Source organism: Paraburkholderia sp. SIMBA_030 (assembly GCF_046535245.1).
Lineage (GTDB): Bacteria > Pseudomonadota > Gammaproteobacteria > Burkholderiales > Burkholderiaceae > Paraburkholderia.
On the sequence record NZ_JAWRXB010001674.1, the window covers coordinates 1 to 235 of the forward strand.

Sequence of the window (235 nt, forward strand, 5' to 3'; positions counted from 1 at the left end):
TGCCAGGTAATTATTATTTCTTGAATTTGAATTGGAGGCAATTCCGCCATGTACTCCTATACTTGACATACCGCTTGCGGGAACAGAATTAGGCAGAAAGAAATTGTTGACAGAGTTTTGGGTTTCGTATCCTAATTTCAGCTGCGGTTTCAGACCATCAAGGATTTCATAGGAAATATCGGCACTTGCATTCAATTTATCTGATTTTGTGCGGTCTTTAATATTTAAAAAAAGG

1 protein-coding gene is annotated in these 235 nt (G+C 37.4%); it reads right to left on the reverse strand.

From position 1 onward, the window contains the following. Nucleotides 1–235 (reverse strand): hypothetical protein (locus SB772_RS45710; RefSeq protein WP_410839238.1); only part of this gene is annotated, 235 nt, incomplete at both ends.